The organism is Kitasatospora xanthocidica, assembly GCF_014656195.1.
GTDB lineage: Bacteria > Actinomycetota > Actinomycetes > Streptomycetales > Streptomycetaceae > Kitasatospora > Kitasatospora xanthocidica.
The window spans coordinates 251,106-266,945 of record NZ_BNBY01000004.1 but is presented as its reverse complement, the minus strand read 5'-3'; the positions used below and the strand labels follow the sequence as shown (position 1 = coordinate 266,945).

The 15,840-nt window shown below is 71.2% G+C and carries 20 protein-coding genes; 11 read left to right on the top strand and 9 right to left on the bottom strand.

The window, feature by feature from the left end:
* Positions 1-26: 26 nt before the first annotated feature.
* Complete coding sequence (locus tag IE332_RS41845) at positions 27-782, top strand: hypothetical protein (RefSeq protein ID WP_189915023.1); 756 nt, start codon at positions 27-29, stop codon at positions 780-782.
* A gap of 144 nt (positions 783-926) precedes the next feature.
* Here the strand turns inward: IE332_RS41845 and ybaK are convergent, their stop codons facing one another.
* The 3 genes from ybaK to IE332_RS09565 are packed head-to-tail and all read right to left on the bottom strand — an operon-like array spanning position 927 to position 3,812.
* Positions 927-1,421 carry a Cys-tRNA(Pro) deacylase gene (gene ybaK, locus IE332_RS09575; protein WP_189915022.1) on the bottom strand — a complete coding sequence of 165 codons (495 nt, stop codon included), beginning with the start codon at positions 1,419-1,421 and terminating at the stop codon, positions 927-929.
* 32 nt (positions 1,422-1,453) lie between these two features.
* On the bottom strand, positions 1,454-2,182 hold the full coding sequence (locus IE332_RS09570) for an LON peptidase substrate-binding domain-containing protein (RefSeq protein WP_229928468.1): 729 nt from the start codon (positions 2,180-2,182) through the stop codon (positions 1,454-1,456).
* Positions 2,183-2,231: 49 nt separating this feature from the next.
* Positions 2,232-3,812 (bottom strand): oxidoreductase, encoded by a 1,581-nt coding sequence (locus IE332_RS09565; protein ID WP_189915021.1) that lies wholly within the window; start codon positions 3,810-3,812, stop codon positions 2,232-2,234.
* A 91-nt stretch (positions 3,813-3,903) separates the two neighbouring features.
* Between IE332_RS09565 and hisD the strand changes: the two genes are divergently transcribed.
* The 8 genes from hisD (at position 3,904) to hisF (ending at position 9,720) form a co-directional block, all read left to right on the top strand.
* Positions 3,904-5,211, top strand: a complete 1,308-nt coding sequence (gene hisD / locus IE332_RS09560) for a histidinol dehydrogenase (protein WP_189915020.1) — start codon at positions 3,904-3,906, stop codon at positions 5,209-5,211.
* Between the two features lie 5 nt (positions 5,212-5,216).
* Positions 5,217-6,317: a histidinol-phosphate transaminase gene (locus tag IE332_RS09555; protein ID WP_189915405.1), complete on the top strand. Its 1,101-nt coding sequence runs from the start codon at positions 5,217-5,219 to the stop codon at positions 6,315-6,317.
* Positions 6,318-6,323: 6 nt separating this feature from the next.
* On the top strand, positions 6,324-6,917 hold the full coding sequence (hisB, locus tag IE332_RS09550) for an imidazoleglycerol-phosphate dehydratase HisB (protein WP_189915019.1): 594 nt from the start codon (positions 6,324-6,326) through the stop codon (positions 6,915-6,917).
* Positions 6,914-7,066: a CG2302 family histidine operon protein gene (locus IE332_RS40840; RefSeq protein ID WP_229928467.1), complete on the top strand. Its 153-nt coding sequence runs from the start codon at positions 6,914-6,916 to the stop codon at positions 7,064-7,066. Before hisB ends, IE332_RS40840 begins: the two co-directional genes overlap by 4 nt.
* Before the next feature lie 71 nt (positions 7,067-7,137).
* The gene (gene hisH, locus IE332_RS09540; protein WP_189915017.1) at positions 7,138-7,773 is read left to right on the top strand and encodes an imidazole glycerol phosphate synthase subunit HisH; all 636 of its coding nucleotides are present in this window, start codon (positions 7,138-7,140) and stop codon (positions 7,771-7,773) included.
* A gap of 17 nt (positions 7,774-7,790) precedes the next feature.
* Positions 7,791-8,516, top strand: coding sequence for a bifunctional 1-(5-phosphoribosyl)-5-((5-phosphoribosylamino)methylideneamino)imidazole-4-carboxamide isomerase/phosphoribosylanthranilate isomerase PriA (gene priA / locus IE332_RS09535; protein WP_189915403.1), 726 nt, complete (start codon positions 7,791-7,793; stop codon positions 8,514-8,516).
* On the top strand, positions 8,513-8,953 hold the full coding sequence (locus IE332_RS09530; protein WP_189915016.1) for a RidA family protein: 441 nt from the start codon (positions 8,513-8,515) through the stop codon (positions 8,951-8,953). Before priA ends, IE332_RS09530 begins: the two co-directional genes overlap by 4 nt.
* Complete coding sequence (hisF, locus tag IE332_RS09525; RefSeq protein ID WP_189915015.1) at positions 8,950-9,720, top strand: imidazole glycerol phosphate synthase subunit HisF; 771 nt, start codon at positions 8,950-8,952, stop codon at positions 9,718-9,720. Before IE332_RS09530 ends, hisF begins: the two co-directional genes overlap by 4 nt.
* An 80-nt stretch (positions 9,721-9,800) precedes the next feature.
* On the opposite strand, the gene IE332_RS09520 is transcribed toward hisF, so the two are convergent.
* The 6 genes from IE332_RS09520 to IE332_RS09505 all read right to left on the bottom strand — a co-directional run bounded on the left by IE332_RS09520 (position 9,801) and on the right by IE332_RS09505 (position 13,680).
* Complete coding sequence (locus IE332_RS09520; protein WP_189915014.1) at positions 9,801-10,580, bottom strand: VOC family protein; 780 nt, start codon at positions 10,578-10,580, stop codon at positions 9,801-9,803.
* A gap of 219 nt (positions 10,581-10,799) precedes the next feature.
* Positions 10,800-11,609, bottom strand: a complete 810-nt coding sequence (locus tag IE332_RS09515) for a protein kinase family protein (RefSeq protein WP_189915013.1) — start codon at positions 11,607-11,609, stop codon at positions 10,800-10,802.
* 68 nt (positions 11,610-11,677) lie between these two features.
* Positions 11,678-11,812 carry a hypothetical protein gene (locus tag IE332_RS41840; RefSeq protein ID WP_268256547.1) on the bottom strand — a complete coding sequence of 45 codons (135 nt, stop codon included), beginning with the start codon at positions 11,810-11,812 and terminating at the stop codon, positions 11,678-11,680.
* Entirely contained in the window at positions 11,809-12,174 is a 366-nt protein-coding gene (locus tag IE332_RS42195; RefSeq protein ID WP_308437542.1) for a hypothetical protein, read from the bottom strand. The genes IE332_RS41840 and IE332_RS42195 overlap by 4 nt, the downstream gene beginning before the upstream one ends.
* The gene (locus tag IE332_RS09510; RefSeq protein WP_308437541.1) at positions 12,114-12,929 is read right to left on the bottom strand and encodes a radical SAM protein; all 816 of its coding nucleotides are present in this window, start codon (positions 12,927-12,929) and stop codon (positions 12,114-12,116) included. Before IE332_RS09510 ends, IE332_RS42195 begins: the two co-directional genes overlap by 61 nt.
* A gap of 25 nt (positions 12,930-12,954) precedes the next feature.
* Positions 12,955-13,680: an ATP-binding protein gene (locus IE332_RS09505; protein WP_189915012.1), complete on the bottom strand. Its 726-nt coding sequence runs from the start codon at positions 13,678-13,680 to the stop codon at positions 12,955-12,957.
* Positions 13,681-13,840: 160 nt separating this feature from the next.
* Here IE332_RS09505 and IE332_RS09500 point away from each other — a divergent pair, with 160 nt between their 5' ends.
* Entirely contained in the window at positions 13,841-15,193 is a 1,353-nt protein-coding gene (locus IE332_RS09500) for an NsdA family TPR-like regulatory protein (RefSeq protein ID WP_189915011.1), read from the top strand.
* Between the two features lie 29 nt (positions 15,194-15,222).
* Complete coding sequence (locus IE332_RS09495; protein WP_189915010.1) at positions 15,223-15,723, top strand: NUDIX domain-containing protein; 501 nt, start codon at positions 15,223-15,225, stop codon at positions 15,721-15,723.
* Positions 15,724-15,840 lie beyond the last annotated feature (117 nt).

Genomic DNA, 15,840 nt, shown 5'->3' with positions numbered 1-15,840 from the left:
GAGGGCGTCGTGAAACGATGGGGCCTGTGACCGTACCGAACACACCTCCGGATCCCGCGCACACCGATGTGCGGGCGGCTTCGGCCGACGCCGTGTCCGACGCCGTGTCCGACGCCGTGCCCGACCCGTACGCGCCGCCGCCGGAGACCGCGCCCGTCGCCGCCGACCCGGCCGGGGCGGCGGGGGAGACGCCGGTGCAGCGGCTGCTGCCGGAGCTGCGGCTCGGCGCCGGGGTCGTCCTGGCCTGCCTGGTCGCCGGACTGGTGATGGCCGCGCTCTGGGCGTGGCTGGCGCCGAAGGTGCCGCTGGTCGTGGACGGGGACCGGATCCTCTACGTCGACCCCGAGGGCGAGCAGCGGGCCGGGGCCGACGCGGTGTTCGTGCTCATCGGCCTGGGCGCCGGGATCCTGACCGCGCTCGGGGCCTTCCTGGTCACCCGGCGGCGCGGCGGCGGCATCGCGGTCGCGCTGGGGCTCACGGTCGGCGGCCTGCTCGGCTCGATGGGCGCCTGGCGGATCGGCCGGTGGCTCGGCCCGGGCAACGACCTGATCGGCGAGGCCCGGCGGGTCGGCAACGGCGGGCACTTCGACGCGGGCATCGACCTGGGGGCGATGGGGGCGCTGCTGGTCTGGCCGATGGCGGCGATGGTGGTGCTGCTCGCGCTGTCGGCGGCGGTCGGGAAGCGGGAGGAGGACCCGCCGCCGTACTGGGGGGCTCCGGTCGCTCCGCCGGCGGCTCCGGCTGCTCCGGTGAGCCCGGCGGCTCCGGAGGACCGGGTCTGAGTTTCGGTGGCAGGGCGGAGGGTCGGCGGTCCGGGGACGGGCCGGGCCCCCGCCCTGCGGCGTTCCCGGGCGCCGCTTCCGTCAGCGGGCTCAGGGGGCTCAGCGGGCGCAGTGGGCTCGGCGGGCTGAGCGGGCTCAGCGGGCTCAGCGGGCGATCGGGGCGGTGCGGGCGTCGGTGAGGGCGATCAGGTCGGCGGGGGCGAGTTCCACTTCGAGGCCCCGGCGCCCGGCCGACACGTAGACGGTGGGGTGGGTGAGCGCGCTGGCGTCGACGACGGTGCGCAGGGGCCGGCGCTGGCCCAGCGGGGAGATGCCGCCGAGCACGTAGCCGCTGCTGCGTTCGGCCGCGGCCGGGTCGGCCATGGCGGCGCGCTTGCCGCCGACCGCGGCGGCGAGGGCCTTGAGGTCGAGCTGGCCGGCGACCGGGACGACGCCGACGGTGAGGGTGCCGTCCACGTCGGCCACCAGGGTCTTGAAGACGCGCTCGGCGGGCACGCCGAGGACCTCGGCCGCCTCGCCGCCGTACGAGGCGGCGGCCGGGTCGTGGTCGTAGGCGTGCACGGTGAAGGCGACGGCGGCGGTTTCCAGGGCGACGGTGGCCGGTGTGCCCTGGCCGCCCTTCCTGCTCTTCTTGGCCATACGGGGGTCCTGGGTGTCCTTGCTGTCCTGGGTCAGTTGGGGCTGAAGGACTGGCGGGTGAGGTCGACGGCGGGCAGCGAGGGCAGCCAGCTGAGGACGGCGGTCTCGCGGCGCAGCAGGTCGAGTTCGGCGCGCAGCCGCTGGGCGGTGTCCGGGCAGGCGAGCAGCCGCTGTTTGACCGGGGTCTCGAACACCGAGGCGGCCGCGACCAGGTAGGAGAGCACCTGCGGGTCGTCGGGGAGGTCCTGGCGGCCGACGGTGCTGGCCTCGCGGGCGCCGGCGAGGCGCTTCTGGTAGACCCGGAACGCCCGCTCGACTTCGGCGGCCAGGACGCCGGAGCCTTCGCCGGGGCGTTCCTCGATCGTCTCGATCTCGCCGGTCAGGTACGGACCGGAGGCGTCCACCGCGCGCAGGGCGAACCGGGTGGTGCCGGTGACCAGGAGCTCGTAGCGGCCGTCCGGCTGCTGCTCGACGGAGGCGACGTCGGCGACGCAGCCGACGGGGAAGATCGCCTCCAGCGGGTCCCCGGTGACGGTGCCGAGGCCGTCGAGCGGCCCGGCGGGGCCGTCCTCGGCCCGGACCGGGGCGACCTCGCGGCCGTCCTTGATCGCGAGCACGCCGAAGCGCCGGGGGGCGTCCTCGGACTGTTCGAGCAGGTCGGCGACGAGACGGCGGTAGCGCTCCTCGAAGACGTTCAGGGGCAGCACCAGGCCCGGGTAGAGCACGGTGTTCAGCGGGAAGAGCGGCAGCCGTTCTGTCACGGCGGACAGCGTAGTTCCCCGGACGGGCGCCTTGTCGCGCGGTCGACCATCAGCCGCGCTGGAGCATCCGTGTGGCCCCGGCGACGACGGTCGAGGCGAGCAGCCAGCCGATGATCACCAGCGAGGCGGAGATCCACTGGCTGAGGCCGCCCGGGTTCCAGCCGCCCTGGTTGAGGTCCACGATCGGCAGCAGCTGGTTGAGGGTGTAGAGCACCGGGCTCCAGTGCGGGCGCTCGTCGGCCTTGAGCGGCTCCAGCGGGTGGGTGGCGAACCAGACGCTGCCGAGCACCCAGGCGAGCAGCAGCCACAGGCCCGCCCGGCCCGGGCGGTAGCCGTAGCCGACGGTGGCGTCCTGGACGGCGCCCCAGACCCGGGCGGGCAGCGGCAGGGTCGCGCGGCGCCGGCGCTGCTTGGCGTACAGCACCTCGCGGGCGTCGTCGTCGGCGCCGTCGCGGCGCAGGGCGGCGGCCAGCTGCTCGTACGACTCGGGCTGGAAGTCGACGGAGGAGCCCTCCAGCCAGGCGATCCGGTCCTGGAGCGGGAAGGCCCTCATCGGGCGCAGGTTCTCGTACACGAAGCCGGTGAGGCCCAGGTGCTTGCCGAGCGGCCAGGCGTCGGGCGCGTCGACCAGGTTGCCGACCCGGGCCCGGGAGAGCGAGACGGTGCCGGTGGGGCGGAACTTGCAGGTGAAGCGCAGCTCGGGGGTGTGGATGCGGCGCAGCGAGAGTTCGTCGTCACCCTCCAGGTGGAATTCCCCGGAGATCAGGCAGGCGCCGTCGAAGCGGCTGTCGGACAGCCGCACCCGGCCGAAGGCGCGGAACGGGGTGACGGGGCCGTCCGGCGGCGGGTGCTCGCCGTAGCCGGACCCGTAGTAGCCGCGGGAGCCGACCCAGCCGCGGTCGGCGGAGCCGGTCAGGTAGAGGGTGTGGCCGACGGTGATCCGGACGGCGTTGAGGCAGGTGCGGTTGTGCTCCCGGTCGGCGTTCAGCTGGGCGCCGCGGAGCGAGAGCCGGCCGCCTATCCGGGCCGTGCGTACGCTCAACTCGCCCGCGGTCTCCAGGCGTTCGGCCTCGAAGTCCTGGTTGACGGTGATCCCGTCGGCGGAGACGGCGCGGCCGTGGCGGTCGGCGCCGACGACGGTCTGGTTGAGCAGCAGGTCGGTGCCGATCCTGGCGTCGGTGAGCCGGATGCCGTCGGGGACGCGGCAGCGGGCGAGGTGGAGGTCGCCGGTGGTGGAGAGCCGGGAGGCCTCCAGACGGGGGACCAGGCAGTTCACGAAGCGCAGCGTGGAGGCGGCCGCCTCGGAGATGAGGATCTTGCGTTCGAAGCGGCAGTCGTGCAGCTCGACGTAGTCGCCGATGGCGGCACCGGCCAGGTTGAGCGCGCCGGTGACCAGGACGCCGCTGACCCGCAGCGAGGCGACCCGCCCGGGCTCGGGCTTCGGGCCGACCAGCAGGAGGTGGGCCAGCACCTCGGCCCGGACGGTCCGCCGGGGCTCCCAGACGGCGTCGCCGAAGGGGTCGTCGGTGTCGGCCTCGCCGCTGCGCAGGTCGAGGATCTCCCCCTGGCGGTAGGCCTCCCAGAGCTCCCGCTCGGTGTCGCTCCAGTCTTCCGGAGCACGCTCCGCCATCGTTTCCCCCGTCCCCCCGGTCGTCTCGCCTTTCGTATCACGGACTGAAATGCGGGACCAGCGATTCCGGCCACTCCTTACACTGGGTGGCGTGATCTCTCGAATCGACCTCCGCGGCTCGCTCGACGACCCGCGTGACCTGCTGCCCCGTGCCGACTTCGACGTCGCGGCCGCCCTGGAGAAGGTGCGGCCGATCGCCGAGGACGTACGCCATCGCGGGGTCGCGGCGCTGATCGAGATCACCGAACGCTTCGACGGCGTCCGCCTGGAGTCCACCCGGGTGCCGGCCGAGCAGCTCACCGAGGCCCTGGAGACGCTCGACCCGAAGGTGCGCGCCGCGCTGGAGGAGTCGATCCGCCGGGCCCGCACCGTGCACGCGGACCAGCGCCGCACCGGGCACACCACCCAGGTGGTGCCGGGCGGCACCGTCACCCAGCGCTGGGTGCCGGTCGAGCGGGTCGGCCTGTACGTGCCGGGCGGGCTGGCGGTCTACCCGTCCTCCGTGGTGATGAACGTGGTGCCGGCCCAGGAGGCGGGCGTCCGGGGCATCGCGGTCAGCTCGCCCCCGCAGAAGGAGTTCGGGGGCCGGGTCCACCCGACGATCCTGGCGGCCTGCGCGCTGCTCGGCGTGGACGAGGTGTACTCCGTCGGCGGCGGCCAGGCGGTGGCGATGTTCGCGCTGGGCACCGAGGAGTGCGCGCCGGTGAACATGGTCACCGGCCCCGGCAACATCTACGTGGCGGCCGCCAAGCGGCTGTTCGCCGGCCGGGTCGGCATCGACTCCGAGGCCGGTCCGACCGAGATCGCCGTCCTCGCCGACGACACCGCGCTGCCCTCCGACGTCGCCGCCGACCTGATCAGCCAGGCCGAGCACGGCCCGACCTCCGGCTCGGTGCTGGTCACCGACTCCCCGGCGCTGGCCGACGCGGTCGAGGCCGAACTGGCCGTCCAGGTCGCCCGGACCAAGCACAGCGAGCGGGTCGCCGAGGCGCTGGGCGGCAAGCAGTCCGGCATCATCCTGGTCGACGACCTCACCCAGGGCCTCGCCGTGGTCAACGCCTACGCGGCCGAGCACCTGGAGATCCAGACCCGCGACCCGCACGCGGTGGCGGCCCGCGTCGTCAACGCCGGCGCGGTCTTCATCGGCCGCTGGACCCCGGTCTCGCTGGGCGACTACGCGGCCGGCTCCAACCACGTGCTGCCCACCGGCGGCTGCGCCTGCCACTCCTCCGGGCTCTCCGTGCAGACCTTCCTGCGCGGCGTCCAGGTCGTCGAGTACGACCGGGAGGCGCTGGCCGACATCGCCGCGCACGTCGTCAACCTGGCGAACGCCGAGGACCTGCCCGGTCACGGTGACGCCGTCAAGGCTCGGTTCGATTGGACGGTTCCCGGCTCGTGACCGCTGTGACTCGCATCGACGACCTGCCCATCCGGGACGAGCTGCGCGGCCAGTCCCCGTACGGCGCGCCCCAGCTGGACGTGCCCGTCCAGCTCAACACCAACGAGAACCCGTACCCGCTGCCCGAGGAGCTGGTGGCCCGGATCGCCGAGCGCGTCGCCGAGGCCGCCCGGGGGCTGAACCGCTACCCCGACCGGGACGCGGTCGAACTGCGCGAGGGCCTCGCCGCGTACCTGACCCGCACCACCGGCTTCCCGGTCGTACGCGAGCAGGTGTGGGCCGCCAACGGCTCCAACGAGGTGCTCCAGCAGCTGCTGCAGACCTTCGGCGGCCCCGGCCGCAGCGCGCTCGGCTTCGAGCCCTCGTACTCGATGCACGCGCTGATCTCCCGGGGCACCGGCACCGCCTGGATCTCCGGCCCGCGCAACGACGACTTCACCATCGACGTCGACGCCGCGGTCGCCGAGATCGCCGAGCACCGGCCCAACGTGGTCTTCGTCTGCTCGCCGAACAACCCGACCGGCACCGCCGTCGCGGCCGACACCGTGCTGCGGCTGTACGAGGCCGCGCAGGCCGCCCGGCCCAGCCTGGTGGTCGTCGACGAGGCGTACGTCGAGTTCTCGCACCGCGACTCGCTGCTGCCGCTGATCGAGGGCCGCCCCAACCTGGTGGTCACCCGCACCATGTCCAAGGCCTTCGGCGCCGCCGGACTGCGCCTGGGCTACCTGGCCGCCGACCGGGCGGTGGTGGACGCCGTCCAGCTGGTCCGCCTGCCGTACCACCTGTCCGCCGTCACCCAGGCCACCGCGCTGGCCTGCCTGGAGCACACGGACACCCTGCTCGGCTACGTCGGCCGGCTCAAGGAGGAACGCGACCGGCTGGTCGACGCGCTGCGGGCGATGGGACTGGAGGTGACCGACTCGGACGCCAACTTCGTCCAGTTCGGCCGCTTCGCCGACACCCACGCCGTCTGGCGGGCCATCCTCGACCAGGGCGTCCTGGTCCGCGACAACGGCGTGCCCGGATGGCTGCGCGTCACCGCCGGCACCCCCACCGAGAACGACGCCTTCCTGGACGCCGTCCGCACAGTGATCAAGGAGCTGTAACCCCCCATGTCCCGCATCGGACGCGTCGAGCGCACCACCAAGGAGACCTCCGTCCTGGTCGAGATAGACCTCGACGGCACCGGCAAGACCGACATCTCCACCGGCGTCGGGTTCTACGACCACATGCTCGACCAGCTCGGCCGGCACGGTCTGTTCGACCTCACCGTCAAGACCGACGGCGACCTGCACATCGACACCCACCACACCATCGAGGACACCGCCCTCGCGCTCGGCGCCGCCTTCAAGCAGGCGCTCGGCGACAAGGTCGGCATCTACCGCTTCGGCAACTGCACGGTGCCGCTGGACGAGTCGCTCGCCCAGGTCACCGTGGACCTCTCCGGCCGGCCCTACCTGGTGCACACCGAGCCCGAGGGCATGGCGCCGATGATCGGCGCCTACGACACCACGATGACCCGGCACATCCTGGAGTCCTTCGTGGCCCAGGCGCAGATCGCGCTGCACGTCCACGTGCCGTACGGGCGCAACGCGCACCACATCGTGGAGTGCCAGTTCAAGGCGCTGGCCCGGGCGCTGCGCTACGCCGCCGAGCGCGACCCGCGTGCGGCCGGCATCCTCCCCTCGACCAAGGGTGCGCTGTGAACAACACCGCGATGATCCTCATCTTCGTCGGCCTCTTCCTGGCCGGCGGGGTGATCTCCTTCTGGAAGCAGAAGCACTCCAAGAGCGTCATCCTGGTGCTGGCCTTCGGTTCCGTGATGTGCCTGGCCTCCGGCCTCCTGCGCCTGTAGACCCGCCTGGCCGGTAGACCGCCCGGCCCCGTAGACCCGCCTGGCCCTGTAGAGAGACTGGACACCTGAACATGGGCAAGAACGTCGTCGTCCTCGACTACGGCTCCGGCAACCTCCGCTCCGCGCAGCGCGCCCTGGAACGGACCGGGGCGAACGTCACGGTCAGCTCCGACTACGACACCGCGATGGCCGCGGACGGCCTGCTCGTCCCCGGCGTCGGCGCCTTCGAGGCCTGCATGCGCGGGCTGAAGTCGGTCCGCGGGGACTGGATCATCGGCCGCCGGCTCGCCGGGGGCCGCCCCGTCATGGGCATCTGCGTCGGCATGCAGATCCTCTTCGAGAAGGGGGTCGAGCACGGCGTGGAGACCCCCGGCTGCGACGAGTGGCCGGGCGTCGTCGAACCGCTGGAGGCCCCGGTCGTCCCGCACATGGGCTGGAACACCGTGGACGTGCCCGAGGGTAGCCGGATGTTCGCCGGCCTCGACCCGGAGACCCGCTTCTACTTCGTGCACTCCTACGGCGTGCGGCACTGGGAGCTGGAGACCCACAGCGCCCGGATCAACCCGCCGCTGGTCACCTGGGCCACGCACGGGCAGCCGTTCGTCGCCGCCATCGAGAACGGCCCGCTGTGGGCCACCCAGTTCCACCCCGAGAAGTCCGGCGACGCCGGCGCCGCCCTGCTGACCAACTGGGTCAACACCCTCTGACTGTCTGAGAGCTGGATCTGATGAGCCTTGAACTGCTGCCCGCCGTCGACGTCCGCGACGGTCAGGCCGTCCGCCTGGTCAAGGGCGCCTCCGGCACCGAGACCTCCTTCGGCGAACCGCTGGCCGCCGCCCTCGCCTGGCAGAACGCCGGCGCCGAGTGGCTGCACCTGGTCGACCTGGACGCTGCCTTCGGAACGGGCAGCAACTACGAGCTGCTGCGCGAGGTCACCGGACAGCTGGACATCAAGGTCGAGCTGTCCGGCGGCATCCGCGACGACGAGTCGCTCGCCCGCGCGCTGGCCACCGGCTGCACCCGGGTCAACCTCGGCACCGCCGCCCTGGAGGCCCCCGAGTGGGTCGCCAAGGCCATCGCCGAGCACGGCGACAAGATCGCCGTCGGCCTGGACGTGGTCGGCACCACCCTGCGCGGCCGCGGCTGGACCCGCGACGGCGGCCAGCTCTTCGACGTGCTGGAGCGCCTGAACCAGGAAGGCTGCGCCCGCTACGTCGTCACCGACGTCAACCGCGACGGCACCCTGACCGGCCCCAACCTGCAGCTGCTGCGCGACGTCTGCGCCGCCACCGACCGCCCGGTCGTCGCCTCCGGCGGCGTCTCCTCGCTGGACGACCTGCGCGCCATCGCCACGCTCGTCGGCGAGGGTGTCGAGGGCGCCATCGTGGGCAAGGCACTCTACGAGCAGAAGTTCACCCTCGAAGAGGCCCTGGAGGCGGTTTCAGGATGACGGATGGTCGGATCGTGCGTGGCCGGATCAGTGGATTCTCCCCCTGGGAGGACGAGTTCGGCTACTCCCGGGCCGTCGCCGCGGGCGACCACGTGCACGTGGCCGGCTCCACCGCCTGGGTGGACGGCCGGATCGAGCACGAGGGCGACCCGTACCGGCAGACCCTCGCCGCGTTCGGCGTCGGGCTCAAGGCCCTGGCCGCGTACGGTCTGACGGCGGACGACGTGGTCCGCACCCGGATGTACATCACCCACGTCCGCGACGCCGAGGAGGTGGGCCGCGCCCACCACGAACTCTTCGACGCCGCACGCCCGGTGGCCACCATGGTGGTGGTCGAGGGACTGATCGACTCCCGGATGATGGTCGAGGTCGAGCTCGACGCCTACCGCTCCGGGCTGGCAAAGACCCTGGAAGCCCCGGAAGGCAAACAGCCGTGACCCTCGCCGTACGTGTCATCCCCTGCCTGGACGTCGACGCCGGGCGGGTGGTCAAGGGCGTCAACTTCCAGAACCTGCGCGACGCCGGCGACCCGGTCGAGATGGCCAAGCTCTACGACGCCGAGGGCGCCGACGAGCTCACCTTCCTCGACATCACCGCCTCCTCCGGCGACCGGGAGACCACCTACGACGTGGTCCGCCGCACCGCCGAGCAGGTCTTCATCCCGCTCACCGTCGGCGGCGGCATCCGCGCCGTCGAGGACGTCGACAAGCTGCTGCGGGCCGGTGCCGACAAGGTCGGCGTCAACACCGCCGCCATCGCCCGGCCGGAGCTGGTCCGGGAGATCGCCCGGCGGTTCGGCCGGCAGGTGCTGGTGCTCTCGGTCGACGCCCGGCGCTGCCCCGACGGCGTCGAGACCGAGTCCGGCTTCGAGGTCACCACGCACGGCGGCCGCCAGGGCACCGGCCTGGACGCCGTCGAATGGGCGGGCCGCGCGGCCGAGCTGGGCGCCGGCGAGATCCTGCTCAACTCGATGGACGCGGACGGCACCAAGGACGGCTACGACCTGGACATGATCCGGGCCGTGCGCAAGGCCGTCTCGGTGCCGGTGATCGCCTCCGGCGGGGCCGGCAAGCTCGCCGACTTCGCCCCGGCCGTCGAGGCGGGCGCCGACGCGGTGCTGGCCGCCAGCGTCTTCCACTTCGGGGACCTGCGGATCGGCCAGGTCAAGGACGCGCTGCGGGAGGCCGGCCACCCGGTGCGGTGAGCCGCGTTCGTACGCGTGGGCCCGCGGTTCCTCGAACCGCGGGCCCTTCGCGTATCCGGACTCGTGTCCAGGACTCCCGCTCAGGACTCGCGCGGCTCGCCCTTGATCAGGGCGAACGGGGCGCCGTTCGGGTCCGCCAGCCAGGCCAGCCGGCCGACGTTCTCCACGTCCGAGGCCGGCATCAGCACCGAACCGCCGGCCGCCGTGGCCTTGGCGATCACCGCGTCCACGTCGGCGGCGGCGAAGTACGGCGTCCAGGCCGAGGGCTGCTCCGGGGACATCGTCGGGGCGATACCGCCGAAGCTGGTCTCCTGCTGGTCGCCCTCGGCGGTGGAGACCACCCGGTAGCTCATGCCCGGGGACGGCTCGAAGTGCTCCACCCGCCAGGAGAACAGCCGCCGGTAGAACTCGAAGGCGCCGTCCTGGTCCGAGGTGTGCAGCTCGGACCAGACCAGCGCGTCGTCCTCGGAGACGACGTCCAGCCCCTTGGTGTCGCCCGCCTCCCACACGGCGAACTCGGCGCCCTGCGGATCGGTGAGCGCGGCGAACCGGCCCGCCCGCATGACGTCCATCGGCGGCACCCGGACGGTCGCACCGGCCTTCTCCGCGGCGTTCACGGTGGCGTCCACGTCCGCGCAGCGGAAGTACGTCGTCCAGGCGGACCGGGCGCCCTCGTCCAGGTTGCCGAGGGCGCCGACGGTCCTGCCGTTCAACTGGAAGAAGCCGTAGCCGCCGGCCTCGGGAACCTCCTGGAAGGTCCAGCCGAAGACCTTGCCGTAGAACTCGGCGGTCGCGGGGATGTCCGGGCTGCCGAGGTCGACCCAGCAGGGGGAGCCGGTGGGGAAGTCGGTGGTGAGCATGGAGTGGTGCCCCTTCGACGCAGAGTGACCGGGTTGGGCCGGAACAGTTCCGTCGGACGCGCGCACGCCCCCGCCCCGGCCACCTGCGAGTCTGCACCCGGGCACTGACATCCGCAGCCGGGACACGACTGACCCGGGTGTTCGGTGCGTCAGGGACGGACGGGTTCGTGCGTCGGAAGCGGGGAACGAACGACTGCACGGCGGCTCGGTTCGGCGGCGTCACCGACGTTTCCGGAAGAGGGCCCAGCGCTGAGCCGCTTGAGCCAGGCCGGCGGTCCACGGGTCCGGGCTCTCTCCGGCGATGTCGGCCCACAAGCGGGCCTGCGCCTGCGCGAAGGCGTCCACCACGGCCGGATCGCCGGTCTCCCAGGCCGGAACTTCGGCAGCCCAGGCCTCTGCGGCAGCCGGGCCGTGGCCACCCGCGGCGATCAGCCAGATGACCCACAGGGCCGGGTCGATCCAGGGCGCTCCACGGGTGGCCCATGCCCAATCGATCAGCAGGGCGCGGTCGTCTTGGACCAGCACGTTCTCGTTGTTCAGGTCGGTGTGCAGCAGGGAACCGCCGGCGAATCGCGACAGCACCCCTGGGTCGTCCACGTAGGCGGCCCAGCGCTGCTCGGCGCGACGGAGTTCGACCGGCGGGCACGGGGTGCGACCGAGCCGGCCGAGGGCGTCGACCATCAGCTTCAAGTCCCCGGTTGCCCGATAGTCGGCGTGGCGGGCCTCGACGTACTCGAACGCGACGAGGCTCCAGCCGTCCACCTCCAGGTGCCACAACAGCGGGGGTGCGAGGCCCTTCACGTACCGGTTGATCTCCGCCTCACGTTGCTGCGTCCACACACGTGGGTGGCTCAACCGCATCCCTTTGACGAAGACGGTGCCCTTGTCCGTGGTGAGCTTGGCGGCGATCTCGGAGTTGAATCCGGCGGAGACGGTCTCCGAGGTGAGGACCGGCGAGCGGAGGTGGGCGTGGACGGCCTGGTGTACCGCGTCAGGCAGGTCCGCCCAGTCGAAGCGGGTGGTGGTCACGTGCCCAGGCTCCCAGAGCCAGCCCGGAGGCCGACGGCGGAACAGCCGTCGGCCTCCGGGGTCCTACCTCAGCGGTACGGGTTGTCGTCGCTGCACCCGGGGAGGGCGTCAGTGCCGAAGTCCTCCATGTCGTCGATGAACCCCAACGTCTCGTCGTCGTTCTCGCGGCGGGTGGCGGTCATCTCGATCATGACAGCGGTCATGTGGTGTTTCCCTTCTGTCCGTGCCGGCAGTAGGTGTTCAGTGGTGCCTTCGCCTCCTGGTAGCGCTTGGCCAGCGGCCGGCAAACCGAACAATTGTCGGAGAGCTGGCAGCCGGCGCAGCCACCCGTGCGAAGCATGAGGCGGTCGGCGATTCCGCCGAGCCGGCCAAGGCCTTGCAGGCCTTCGGTCATGAGGTCGATCTGCTCGTCCCGGCCGACCTTGCAGATCGACGCCTGCCCGTGCGGGTCGACGTGCAAGAACGTGTGTCCGGCGTTGCAGCCCGTGAACCGTGCGAGTGGCTTCAGGTGAGCGGGCGACTGGGAGGCGAGTGATTCGGCGCCGCCGTAGATCGTGGGCGACATGTGGGTGTATTCCTTGCGGGAAGGCCGAGTTCGTCCGCCATTGCGAGCATCTGCTCGTGCTCGTGCGCGTTCTGCGCGGTGACGATCAACGCCAGTTGCAGGGGAAGCCCGGCCGCGATCCCAGCGGCCAGTCCGGCCGTGACCCGTTTGAAGGCGCCTCGACGACGGGTGAACGAGTCGTATGTCTCAGCGGTCGCCCCGTAGAGGGAGACGGTGACCCTGTACGGCCTACCGGCGTTGAGCGCAGCCAGGATGTCAGGGTTCGAGAGCCGGGTGCCGTTCGTCAGGACCTCGGTCATCATCCCCAGGTCGTGCGCGAGCCGGCATGAGGCGGCGAAGTGGGGGTCGATCAGTGCCTCGCCCCCGGTGATCTGGAGCCAGAGGATTCCGGCGTCCCGCAGGGTCAGCAGCAGACGGCGCTTGCCTTTCCCGTCCAGGCCGGCGAACCGCTTCTGCCCGAGGTAACAGTGCTCACAGTCGAGATCGCATCCGAGGTTGATCTCCCAGCTCGCACGGCTGTGCCCGAACATCGACGTGTCGCGGACCAGGACGGCCTCGCTCGTCAGCCGGACCGACAGCTCGACGTTCCATCGGGCGCGGGCGGCATCCGTGAGCCAGAACGGGAGGGTGGCCCCGGAGTCTCGGGCGCGTTCCAGCTCCCGGAACCGTCGTTCGGGCAGCTTGATGCCCTCCAGCCGGCCCGGGCGCAACAGAACGAAGCTGTTGAGGAACGGACTCGCGATCAGATCGTGCATCGTGGCCACCCTTCACTCGGTTGATTCAGACGTTGATGGGTCGGATGCGTCGGGCCGCGAGGGGGTCGGAACCCGTCAGCAGAACTTGCAGGTGTGCCTGGGCGGCCGACTCGGTGTAGAAGCGCCTGATCCGGTCGGAGGAACCCGGGACGCGCACGTACCCGTGCTGCTCGCGGTCATGGATCCCCCAGCACTCCAGCGAGACGAAGTGGGGGCTGCGGACGTCGATCAGGCGGATCTCGTACCGAGGCGCCATGGTGGGAGTGGTCACCGCGCGACCTTCCAAGGCGCGAAGACGGGTAGTGGAGGCGAGTTCGGCGAGCCTCGCGTCCCCCGGGACGATCAGGTCGGGCACGGTCTCGAACCACACCACCTTGCCCTCGTCCGCGGGGTGCCAGCCCCATGCGTGCGACAGCGCCTCGACCAGGAGGAGACCGCGGCCGCCGGTAGCCAGGTCGTCGACAGCGCTCCGCTCCAGCAGGCGCGGACTCGAATCCTCGACCTCGACCCGGAGCCTTCCGCCGACCCACTGGACCGTGACCCGGCAGCGGTCTCCGGTGTGCTCAACAGCGTTGGCGATCACCTCGGCGGCACACAGTTCGACCTCCCGCAGCGACTTCTCGGAGAGGAGTCCGCGCAAGGACCGGGCCGCGTGCACCACCCACCGCCGAGCGGATCGCACCGCGGCTGTCGTCGGTTGCACCTCCCGGGTCTTCGACATCGGGAGCACAGCGCACTCGTCGGTGTTCATCAGTTCTCCAGCACGGGGGCGTTGATCGATGAGGCGGTGAGAGCTCAGCACCTCTGGAAGCTCGAATTCAGTGAACCGACCCAACGGCACGATCGGTAGGCGTTCCAGCACGTAGAGTGGTTTACGCGGTTTACAGCTCCTCCACCTCAGGGGATCGATCGTGGCCACACGCAGGGAGCCCAATCACCGCCTCAGAGAGGCGATTTCAGCCGGCAGATGGACCTACGAGGCGTTAGCCGGTGCCGTACGGCGCATCGGTGCGGAGAACGGTGACACGCTGCTCACCAACAAGTCCGCCGTCGCCCACTGGGTCAACGGCGCGCAGCCGGCAGGGCAGGTCGGTCAGTACATCGCCGAGGCGCTGTCCCGCCGCCTCGGGTGGCGGATCACCTTGGCCGAAATCGGTTTCGCCACCCCGGAAGAGGCCTTGGCGGTGAGTGGTGATCCGGTCGAGGCTGCCGCCGATCTCGGCCGCGCGGATGTCGAGCGTCGAAGCTTTCTGGCCGTGGCCGCATTCACCACCGCCGGTGTGGCCATGCCGTTGCTCTACGACCCCGAGCCGATCTCGCGTCTGATGCGGGCTCGGACCGGCAAGGCTCGTGTCGGTGCTGAGGAGGTCGAGGTCGTTCGACAGATCACTGCCGTGTTCAGCGAGGCAGACGAGCGACTCGGCGGCGGGCACGGGCTGACCACCGTGAGCGCCTACCTGGCTGACACAGCGGCCCCGATGCTCAACGGCCGCTTCCCTGACGAAAACACGCGGTGCCGAGCCTTCGGTGCCGTGGCCGAACTTGCCTACCTCGCCGGGTGGAAGCACCACGATCTCGGCCAGGAGGGCGCGGCTCAGCACTACTACCAGGTCGGTTACCAGCTCGCCGTGGAGGCGGATCCCCATGGTCACGCCGGATGGATGATGCGCGCCCTCGCCCACCAGGCGCTCAGCCTCAAGCAGCCCCACCACTGTGTGGCATTGATCGAGAACGCGTTGGCCCGAAGCGTCGGTCGTGTGGACGGAAAGACCGAAGCGCTCCTCCATATCACCCACGCCCGTGCTTTCGCCGCCGTCCGGGACAAGCCCGCTGCGGCCAGAGCGCTCCTCGCCGCCGAGAACGCCCTTACCCGTGACGGCGATTCGCAGGCCGGCTTCTCGCTCGTCAGCGGGCCGGTGGCCGGCACCGTCGCCAGTCACACGGCCCGTACTCTCACTGACCTCGGAGACCATGCGGGAACCGAGCAGCAGCACCGTGCCGCGCTGATTCGTTGGGACGCCACGAAGTACAAGCGCGTGCATGCCCTCACCTACGCGGACCTCGGGGACAGCTTGGCCGCGCAAGCCCGAGCGGACGAGGCAGTCGCAACATGGGGACGCGCGCTTGACCTCATGGCCGGCATGACCTCGGATCGGACGAGAAAAGCGGTCTCCTCGATCCGTCCTTGCTTGGCGATCTACCGTAGACGCGGTGTCCCAGGAGCCGTCGACTTGGAGCGCCGCGCACGCGAGGCACTGACATGACAGCCGCACCACAGGAAGGACCCGTTGACGTGGCTCAGCCGACCGCCGATCAGACCGCCACTCTCAAGCCCGCTATGGAGTCGATGACCCTGTTGGTCGCCGCTGTCATCGTCCACGACGTCGAAGCCCAGCGGGTCGTCCTCCTGCGCCGAGGACCCAAGGCCAAGTTCGCTCAAGGCCTGTGGGATCTGCCTGTCGGTAAGAGCGAACCAGGCGAACCGGTCACCGAGACAGCGGTGCGCGAACTCAAGGAGGAGACCGGGCTCGTCGTCGCTGCCGAGGACCTGCGTCTTGCCCACGTGATCCACGGGGCCCAAGGAGTTGAGGCGCCCAACGGCTTCCTGACCGTCGTTTTCGCCGCTCACCGTTGGGCCGGCGATCTTGCGAACGGGGAGCCGGCCAAGCATTCGGAAGTCGCCTGGGTCGGCACTGGTGCTGTGCCGGAGGAATTCGTCTCCACCACCAAGGAGGCCCTGATCAGCTACCTCAATAACGGTCCGAGCGTCTCCCTCGATTCGTGGCAGCGCTAATTCCAGTATCAGCGTGTAGTCGGCCCGCGCCCCAGGCTCATGGGGCGCGGGCCGTCATCATCTACCGGCGAGAGAGGGAACTTCCTGCTCGTCAGAGGTTTGGGGCAACGTCGCCGC